Here is an 8,802-nt window from a genome sequence, read left to right as displayed (position 1 = left end):
GAAGAGAAGATTTACTCTATTAATAGCCATGGTGATGCTGTTAACAGCAATGGCAACAAATGTATTTGCTTCATCAGCAAATAATAACTCAAAAGTCAGCCCTAAAGAATGGCAAGAATGGTTTAATGGTCTAAGTAAAGAGGAACAATTAAGTGTAAACTATGAGCCAAGTCAAGTTTTAAAAGCACTTAGTGCTAATGAAGTTTCAAAAGTTAATATTGACGACAAATATGAAACCAAAACCTTTTTGACAGAACTACAGAACCTATATCCGACCATGGAAAAAAAGTCTATAAATCAATATATATCATCTTATATTGAGATTTTCAATATGTACAGGGGTATGTATCCAAATCTTTCAAATAAGGCTATCGCAGAAAAAGCAAAAGCGAATATGTTAAATAAGATAGAGTATACGATTGATGATTCAGAGTATGAAGCTAAGGATATTATAATCCGCTCAGCTAAAGAACCTGATGGGTATGAAGCCATTGTCGACTATATAAATAAAAATCTCAAGCCTAATTACTACGCTACTTTGGACACGACAGAAGAAAATATAAATATTCTAAAAAGACATATTAATAGTTTACCAAACGAAGTCAAAGAATCAGCATTGTTATATATTGAGGATATGGAATCAGAAGATAATTTCGACGAAACAATTGCTAAAAAATATTTGAAAACAAATATTTTATATAGAAGCTCTGAAAAAGATGCAGCTTCAAAATGTGTTGCTTATGCAAAAGAGTATTGGAAAGATTATAATCCCAGTTATCCTGATTGGGATGTTGATTGTGCTAATTTCGTTTCTCAATGTCTGTATGCGGGAGAAAAAAAGATGAAACACGAATATCCTAAAATAGACGATAGTAGAAACTGGTTTTCTTATGGTTCAAAAAAAGAACCAAGCCAAGTATCTTCTACATGGCGTGGGGCAAATATGTTTAAGTGGCACTGGGTCTCAAGATCATATGCTTATAAGGATTTCGATCTGAGTAAAAATGGAGAACTTTCAAGGTTATACAACTATGCACAAGCTGGATACCCTATATCTTTTTTAAACTCTAAAGATGGCGCATATCATACTTTAATAATAACTGGCTTCAACAATAATACAAAAGATGTTGGCGTAAGAAACCATTCAGGTAGAGTCAATAATGAAAATACAGGTGTAAGATGGCTTAGTGGAGATAATGTTAAAGTAAGAGTATATGTCGTTTATAAATTATAACTAGGGTTTGATGAGTTAAGTGTAACAAGACAATACATTAGTCTTTTGGAACGAGGAGAAGCTCAACCAACGATTCCAGTAGGAATAGAAATTGCAAATAAACTAAGTACATGTATTTATACATTATTTGGTTTTGATAAATTTGAGTGTGAGCAGTGTCGTGGAGGCGCAGGAGGAAATTAAATGGTATATTTAAATCCACAAAGGTATAAGAATGGCGATATAGACTGTAGTATATAAACCATAAGAACACAATATATAAGCAAAAAATTCACAGGAGGTCAGTATGAAAAAGATTAAACTTTTTATTGGATATTTATTAGTGCTGGTATCGTTTTTAGCACCAAGTGTTGTATTTGCGGGCAGCTATGTAGATAAGGATATTAAAACAGAAATAGATGAAATATTGAATGATTTTAATTTTAAAACGCAAGGCACTAATATACATTTCTATAGTATGAGTGCTAATGATACTAAAGGTGAAAATATAGAAATAAGAAAAAATGATGGTCTTATATCAATTGTATCTGATGAAGGTAAAAGAAAAATTACTTTAACAGAAAATCTGGATGTAGTCTCTGTAGATCAATATGATATTGCGGATAGTTTATCCTTATACAGATGAAAATGAGAAGTATTTTATTGATACAGATAAAAAATATATTGATTTAATAGTATCTAAATATGTGCCTAATGATTACAACATTATTGAAGTAAAACCTATTTTGGATGGATTCCATCAGATTATTTGTTTGAAAGATAATCAATACGATATAACAAATTATTATGATTCATATAAAATAACAGTAGATTTTAAAACGCATACCGTTTTAGGGTTTAATCAGTGCCATGAGTATATTGTAAATGGTCTACCAAAGATTGATAGAAATGAAGCAATGGAAATAGCAATTAATTATTGTGAGAATAATAATATAAAATTCAATTATTCTGGGATTCCTTTGATAGAGTTGGAAGTCAGAAAAGAAAATGACTATTTTGAAAATAATTCGCTTGAAGGATTAAACGATATTGACTTAGAAATCTATGCCAATAGACAGTTAGAAAGACCATTACATTGTTCATATGTTGTTACATTTGATGATTTTTCTGTTTTGGTTGATGCTTATACCGGTGAAATAATAGGTGGAGATGAGTTTGCAGCGTCAAAAGATGGGGCTTCATATTATGGAACACATAAGGGCAAAAATACAAAATATTTTACTAGTTCAGCATCCAACATTAATTCTATCCTTAATTCGTTGGGATATAATTCATATACAGATTCAGCAGACAATGATAATGGGGTAAGCTTAAGAAGATTTGTTCGAGGAGATTGAAACAATTATGCGTTTGCATTTTCCGGTCATGCCTCACCAATATCTTTAGGAAATGGGTTAGAGTATGGTTATGTAAGATATTTAGGTCTAAACGATGTTACTTGTTGTTGGAAATTTGTTTTTTTAAATGGGTGTAATACGGCAGAAGATACAAGGTGGAGAGACGCTTTTGGTATTAGCGGATCTTCAAATGGGAAAATATTTTTAGGTTGGTATAAAGGGGTTAAACTAGGTACAATGTTAGATTTTACTGGAAATTTAAAGCATCAAGTCAGAAGAAATCCAAGCAAAACATTTTATTCTAATGTATTAAGAGCTATTGAGAAGCCAGGAACATATTATTATATACGTTTTTGGGGTGATAAAAATATATCAGGTAGAGTTTAGTAAATACCATGCAAGTGACTATGAAAAATAAAATAATTTTAAAATATTTAATATGTATTTGTTTAATATTTTTATTAATGGCATGCTCCAAGAAAATGAATTCGATTGATAATTTAGATAAAGTTAAAATAATTAGTACCTTAAAGGATTTCGGATATAATGAAAAAGATGGAGAAATGCTCTATAAAGAAAGAGAAAATCTGGATAATGGAGGGATAAAAATTGAGTCTTCTGAAGGGGCTATCTTTATTTTTGATAATAATAGTGATGTGATTCATGTAGATGCTTTATCAACTCTTAAGTGGGATGAAGATAGTGCGGAAGATTTAGAATATCCAAAAAAAGAATATGTAAAATTTATCAAAGATAAATACATTCCATTTGACTATACAGAAGAAGAAATAGGCTATTATACAAAAGAATATAAGATGCATTCTTTTTATAAAGCTAATGCTGCTAATATTTTCAACCCATACAATCAAATTAGAGTAGTATTCGATAGAAATAAGAACGCTATAATTCTATATGATAGTATAGATGACTTTATAATAAAAGAACCACCTAAGATAGATGAAATAAAAGCTAAAAATATAGCAAAAGATTTTTTATCAGCATCTAATGAAAAGGAATCAGAAAGTGTTCAAAATATTTCGTTAAAAGTAATCAAATCTAATAACTTTTTTAAGGATTCATCATTTTTAGTAGACAGTAAAAACAATATCAAAGTTCAAAAAGCTGGTGTTCTTCATTTAGCTTATGTTATAGAGATTGAAGATGTATTAATATATGTTGATGCTTATAATGGTAAAATAATTGGAGGAGATTCGTTTTAATTCATTACGAGATAAAAAAACTTAGCTAAGAAGCATCTAGAAAATCTAGGTGCTTTTTTGATGCCTAAAATTAAGGAGGTGAGATATTGGCAAATAGAATAAAAGGGATAACTGTTGAGATTGGTGGAGATACTACCAAATTACAGACCGCACTAAAACAAGTAAATACAGAGATAAAACATACCCAATCAGAACTTCGTGATGTCAATAAACTTCTTAAACTTGATCCAGGCAACACTGAACTTATCTCACAAAAGCATAAGCTATTAGGTCAGACCTTAGAAGAAACAAAAAATAAATTAACCTCTTTAAAAGAGGCTCAGAAACAAGCTGAACAAGCTCTTGCAGAAGGTAATGGAGAGAAGCTAAAAGAAGAAAAGGCTAAGTTAGAAGAAGAAATTAGAGAAAAAGATAATAAGATTGCTCAATTGAATAAAGAAATTGAGGATCTTAAAAACTCCAATAATGATGAACTAATAGCAGAAATTACTCAGCTTAAAGATGAATTAAAAAGATTACAAGATGAAAATGCAAAACTAAAAGAAGATTATTCATCTACAAAATGGGAGTTAGAAGCTGAGAAAGAGAAGACCGACAAAAACGAAAATAAAATCAAAGAAATGCAAGAAAAGCTTGAGTCTTTAGAAGGGGAACTTGCAAATAAGACTAAAGAAATTGAAGATAAAGATAATAAAATTAAGGGGTTGGAAAAAGCTCTTGATGAAAAAGATACTAAGATAAAAGACCTTGAGTCTAAAAAGAAAGAGACAGAAAATTCTAAGTCAGAATGCTGTAAGAAAATTGAAGAGCTTCAAAAGGCTATTGATAGTTTGAAAGAATCTTCTGAAAATACAAAAAAAGAATTAGAAGATAAGATTAAAGGACTAGAAGAGAAACAAAAAGCTTCTGATGAAGAAATTAAAAAGCTAAAAGAAGAATTAGATAAGAAAATTGAAGAAGCCAAGAAGTTAATCGAGGAAGCAAATAAAAAAGCAAAAGAAGAACTTGAAAAGCAAGCTAAAGATGAAAAAGACAAAAACCTAAATCAAGACTTATCTAAGAAATTAGATGAACTTCTAAAACTCCAAAAAGAAAACAAAGAGAAGAAAGAAGATAATAAATCTCAAGATAAGAAGTGGGACGAACTTTTGAAAGCTGATGACAAGAACATTCTAAATCAATTTGATCTTAACAAGATGAAAAAGCAAGAGGAACAACAAGACAAAAAGCAAGTTAAAGATGAAAAAGAATTTGCAGTTTTCCAAGTTGACAAAAACTTCTATAACATTATCAACAAAGATGGTAAGACAACAGTCTACATGGATGTAAAAACTTATATGGATCAAGGAAGAACTATGATTCCAGTAAGATATATTGCTTATACTCTAGGTTTTAATGTTGAGTATGACAATTCTACTCGTGAAGCTATTTTCTCAAATAAAGAGAATAATATCTTAGCTAAAAAGACATTAAGACTAAATATTGATACTGGTGTTATGAAAGATTCAGATGGAAAGGTATTCAATTCAGATGTTAAGCCAGTGATTATAAATGGAAGAATTCATGCTTCAATTTCAAATATTGCTAAAGCTTTTGGAGCAAGTCATGGAGATATTAAAGATGGTAAAAACCAAACAATAGAATGGGACAATGCTAGAAAAGCAGTCTATGTATTTAAAAATGTAAAATAAGAAAGGATAGAAAAATGAATAAGAGTATTAAACGAGGAGTAGCCATAGCGTTACTCCTTTTTACATTTACAGTACCAAAAGCTACATTTGCGATGACAAATGAAGGACAGATTGAAAGTCAAAACGAATCAATCTATGAACCACAAAAAGAAGAATTTGAAAAAATGTTGAAAGATGATGTTTTTACACCATCAAAAGAAGAAATTCCTTATCAAGATGTTCCAAGAATACCAGGAAATACAAGTGAAACAAATAAGCCTTCAAATAATCCTCCAAAGAAAACCCCACTTGTAAAAGGTGGTAATACAAAGGCAGTAAATAGTCTAGCAACACAGGAAAATAAGGCAAGAGGTTCGGTAATTGAAAATGTAGATAGGAATGGAAAAGATATTACACCAAGTGGAGATACAGAAAAAGATAAAGAAAATCCAGTAGATGTAAGACAATTTTTAACATTTCAAACTAAAAGTGGAAAAACTATGCACCTAATAGTGGATCACTCATCAAATCAAGATAATGTAAGGCTATTGACAGAAGTAGGAGAGCAAGACCTACTTAATATGATTGAATCAGAAGACAAAAATACTATAAAGGTTGAAGAGCCTAAGAAAGAAGAAGTAAAAAAAGAAGAGCCTACGGTTGTTCCAGTAAAAGAAGAAAAGAAAAGTGGAATAGGTTCATTTCTAATTATTGCACTTGTAATTGGAGGAGTTATAGTAGCAGGATATTATTTTAAGGTAGTCAAAGCAAAAGAAGATAGAATGTTGGAAGACTTTGAAGAAGATGATGAGGATTATATTAGTGAGTCAGAAGATGAATCTGACAATGAAGAAAGTCATGAAGAATCACTAGATGAAGATGATGAACTATTATAAGAATATTAAATTTAAGTACAATTGAACTTTTGTCCCAGATATGATATGATATTTGGGACAAAGGAGGATTGTAATGAGTTCATATACAGAAAAAATATCGGATAAAATAAATGATTTTGACTCACATAAAGTATTTTTTGCTAATGACTTTTTAGATATTGCTTCTTATGAAACTGCTAGAAAGACATTGAATAGAATGGTTAATGAAAGAAAAATTAAGCGTGTTATTGATGGCTTTTATTACAATCCAAGATATAGTGAATTAATTGGAGAGTACGAAGCAGTATCAATTCACGAATTAGCACTTGCCATAGCAAGAAAATACAATTGGAATATTGCACCATATAATAGCACAGCCTTAAACCTATTAGGACTTTCAACACAAGTACCAACACATTATAAATATATATCTAGTGGAAGATATAAAGAATATAAAATTGGAGATACAATTTTAGAATTTAAAAAAGTAAATCCAGGAGAGATTGCTAATATGTCCCTAAAGACAGCGACTGTAATTCAAGCAATTAAGTCTTTAGGGAAAGAAAATATCAATGCCAAAGTTATACAAAAGATAAGAGAAAACTTAGCTGAAAAAGAAAGAACAGACTTAATGAATGAATCAAAATCAGTTCCATCATGGATATATGAAGTAATAAGAGAAATTTCTGAGGGCAAAAATGAATAGGTTTTATATAGGAAACAAGGACGATTTAAGAGTTTTAATAGTAAATACAGCCAGAAAGAAAAATATATCTGAAGCAGTCATTGAAAAAGACTATTGGGTTACTTTTATCTTAGACTATCTATTTAATGAAAATAAATGGAAAGAATATTTTACTTTTAAAGGTGGAACATCACTTTCAAAGTGTTTTGGACTTATAGAAAGATTTTCTGAAGATATAGATCTAATCTTAGATTGGCGAGTATTAGGATATGAAGAAAAAGAACCATGGATAGAAAGATCAAATACCAAGCAAGATAAATTCAACAAAGAAGTTAATGAAAAGACAGAAGAATTTTTAAGAGATGAATTTTTAAAAGTTTTAGAAAAAGATTTTAAAGACTTGGACTTTGTATTTTCCATTGATACAAGTGATCCACAGACAATTATGTGTAAATATCCTAAAATCTTTGAATCTAATTATTTAACACAAAATATAAGACTCGAAATAGGAAGTCTTGCAGCATGGACACCTGCAATTGAAGTGGAAATCCTGCCAATAATTGGAGAAGCCTATCCAAATGTTTTTAAAGAAAAAACTAATATAAGAACAGTATCAGCAGAGAGAACTTTTTGGGAAAAAGCAACAATTTTACACCACGAAGCAAATAGACCAGAATCTTCTCCTATGCCACATAGGTATGCAAGACACTTTTATGACTTATATAAAATAGCAAATTCAGATTTCAAAGACAGAGCCTTAGAGGATAAGGAGTTATTAAAGAAAGTAACTGAATTCAAAATGAAGTTTTATCCTAGGAAGTGGGCAAAGTATGAAGAAGCATTAGATGGTAGATTAAAATTAGTCCCAAGAAAATACCGATTTTCTGAAATAGAAAAAGATTATAAGGCTATGTCAGAAATGATATATGGAGAATATCCAAACTTTGAAGAGATTATAAAAGTTCTTCAAGAACTAGAAAAAGAAATTAATAAGTAAATCGAATTCTCCCGAAAACAATATATTATTCGGGAGAAAAACTTTGAGCGAGAGAGAAATCTTTCGCTCTTTTTTTAATTTAAGGAGGTATTAATGAAGTTAGTAATAGCAGAAAAGCCAAGTGTAGCAGTTACAATTGCAAAAGTAATTGGAGCAAGAACAAGAAAAAACGGATATTATGAGGGGAATGGATACATTGTTTCTTGGTGTGTAGGTCATTTAATTCAAATGGCAAGTCCAGATAAGATTGATGAAAAATGGAAGAAATGGACAATAGACACTCTTCCTATAATTCCAGAAGAATATATTTATGAATTATCTAAAAGCACTAAGAAACAATATGGAGTTTTAAAGAAGCTTTTAAACGATAAGAACATCGACACAGTAATAAATGCTTGTGATGCTGGAAGAGAAGGAGAACTTATCTTTAGGCTTGTATATAATCAAGCTAAATGTAAGAAGAAGATTCAAAGACTTTGGATATCTTCAATGGAAAACAAAGCTATTGAAGATGGATTTAGAAATCTTAAAAACGGAGAAAATTTTGAAGACTTATATAGATCAGCAAGTGCAAGAGCAATTGCAGATTGGCTGGTAGGAATGAATCTAAGTAGGCTTTATTCTTGCATTTATAAGGAAACATATTCTGTTGGTAGAGTACAAACACCAACTCTATATTTAATAGCTAAAAGAGATAGCGAAATAAACCTATTTAAGAAGCAAAAATATTATACAGTTGACCTATCTTATGGAGGATTGAAACTTGTATCAGATAGGATTGATA

The 8,802-nt window shown here is 30.2% G+C and carries 8 protein-coding genes and 1 pseudogene; all 9 read left to right on the top strand.

All coding sequences use genetic code 11. From position 1 onward, the window contains the following. Positions 1 to 1,234: amidase domain-containing protein (locus tag HKO22_RS10505; protein WP_211660244.1), on the top strand; the 1,234-nt coding region annotated here is incomplete at its 5' end. A gap of 286 nt (positions 1,235 to 1,520) precedes the next feature. Then, on the top strand, positions 1,521 to 1,859 hold the full coding sequence (locus HKO22_RS10500; protein ID WP_075658696.1) for a hypothetical protein: 339 nt from the start codon (positions 1,521 to 1,523) through the stop codon (positions 1,857 to 1,859). Beyond that, positions 1,825 to 2,571 carry a hypothetical protein gene (locus HKO22_RS10495; RefSeq protein ID WP_169970491.1) on the top strand — a complete coding sequence of 249 codons (747 nt, stop codon included), beginning with the start codon at positions 1,825 to 1,827 and terminating at the stop codon, positions 2,569 to 2,571. Before HKO22_RS10500 ends, HKO22_RS10495 begins: the two co-directional genes overlap by 35 nt. A gap of 407 nt (positions 2,572 to 2,978) precedes the next feature. Next, on the top strand, positions 2,979 to 3,791 hold the full coding sequence (locus HKO22_RS10490; RefSeq protein ID WP_075658700.1) for a hypothetical protein: 813 nt from the start codon (positions 2,979 to 2,981) through the stop codon (positions 3,789 to 3,791). 353 nt (positions 3,792 to 4,144) lie between these two features. Then, positions 4,145 to 5,482, top strand: a pseudogene (locus tag HKO22_RS10935) (stalk domain-containing protein); the annotation flags it as partial. 14 nt (positions 5,483 to 5,496) lie between these two features. Next, the gene (locus tag HKO22_RS10475; RefSeq protein ID WP_169970489.1) at positions 5,497 to 6,357 is read left to right on the top strand and encodes a CD1107 family mobile element protein; all 861 of its coding nucleotides are present in this window, start codon (positions 5,497 to 5,499) and stop codon (positions 6,355 to 6,357) included. A 73-nt stretch (positions 6,358 to 6,430) separates the two neighbouring features. After that, positions 6,431 to 7,042 carry a DUF6088 family protein gene (locus tag HKO22_RS10470; RefSeq protein WP_169970487.1) on the top strand — a complete coding sequence of 204 codons (612 nt, stop codon included), beginning with the start codon at positions 6,431 to 6,433 and terminating at the stop codon, positions 7,040 to 7,042. Further along, positions 7,035 to 8,018, top strand: a complete 984-nt coding sequence (locus HKO22_RS10465) for a nucleotidyl transferase AbiEii/AbiGii toxin family protein (RefSeq protein WP_169970485.1) — start codon at positions 7,035 to 7,037, stop codon at positions 8,016 to 8,018. Before HKO22_RS10470 ends, HKO22_RS10465 begins: the two co-directional genes overlap by 8 nt. Positions 8,019 to 8,111: 93 nt before the next feature. Beyond that, positions 8,112 to 8,802, top strand: a 691-nt coding sequence (locus tag HKO22_RS10460) for a DNA topoisomerase (RefSeq protein ID WP_235932860.1), incomplete at its 3' end; no start/stop codon positions are given.

This window comes from Peptoniphilus faecalis, assembly GCF_012976305.1.
GTDB classification, from domain to species: Bacteria; Bacillota; Clostridia; order Tissierellales; family Peptoniphilaceae; genus Peptoniphilus_A; species Peptoniphilus_A faecalis.
This window is presented reverse-complemented; position numbering and strand designations above follow the sequence as displayed.